The following is a 737-nucleotide window of genomic DNA, read 5'->3' as shown; positions in this document are numbered from 1 at the left end:
CTCGTTGCCGTTGACCTTGATCGAGCCCTTGCGCGCGCCGGTCAGGCCCATGATCGCGCGCAGCGTGGTGGTGCGCCCGGCGCCGTTGCGGCCCAGCAGCGTCACCACTTCGCCGCGGTTCACCGTGAGGTCGACGCCGTGCAGGATGTGCGATTCGCCGTACCAGGCCTGCAGGCCCTTGATTTCGAGGGCGGGAGTGTTGTTCGTGCTGATCGTACTCATTTGCTCATCCCCCGCTTCAGTGCGCGCCCTGCAGCTCGGCATCGGCCGTGCCCATGTAGGCCTCCATCACGCGCGGGTCCTTCGACACCTCGGCGTAAGGCCCCTCGGCCAGGATCGCGCCCCGCTGCAGCACGGTGATCTTGTCGGCGATCGACGAGACCACGCTCATGTTGTGCTCGACCATTAAAATGGTGCGGCCGGCGGAGACCTTCTTGATCAGCTGCGTGACGCGGTCCACGTCCTCGTGGCCCATGCCCTGCGTGGGCTCGTCGAGCAGCATCAGCTCCGGCTCCATCGCCAGCGTGGTGGCGATCTCCAGCGCGCGCTTGCGCCCGTACGGCAGGTTCACCGTCAGCGTGTACGCGAACTCGGTCAGCCCCACCTGCTCGAGCAGCTCCATGGCGCGGTCGTTGAGCACATCGAGCGAGCGCTCGCTGCGCCAGAACTGGTACGCGGTGCCAAGCTGTCGCTGCAGCCCGATGCGCACGTTCTCCATCACCGTCAGGTGCGGGAAC

2 protein-coding genes are annotated in these 737 nt (G+C 66.8%); both read right to left on the bottom strand.

Translation table 11 applies throughout. The features are described 5' to 3' along the window. Positions 1-213: ATP-binding cassette domain-containing protein (locus E1J61_RS36215; RefSeq protein WP_133098558.1), on the bottom strand; the 213-nt coding region annotated here is incomplete at its 3' end. A 25-nt stretch (positions 214-238) separates the two neighbouring features. Then, positions 239-737, bottom strand: a 499-nt coding sequence (locus tag E1J61_RS36210) for an ABC transporter ATP-binding protein (protein WP_133096727.1), incomplete at its 5' end; no start/stop codon positions are given.

The organism is Cupriavidus sp. L7L (assembly GCF_004353535.1).
In the GTDB taxonomy this organism is placed as follows: domain Bacteria; phylum Pseudomonadota; class Gammaproteobacteria; order Burkholderiales; family Burkholderiaceae; genus Cupriavidus; species Cupriavidus oxalaticus_A.
Note: the sequence above shows the minus strand (reverse complement) of the source record. Positions and strands in the feature narration are given on the sequence as shown.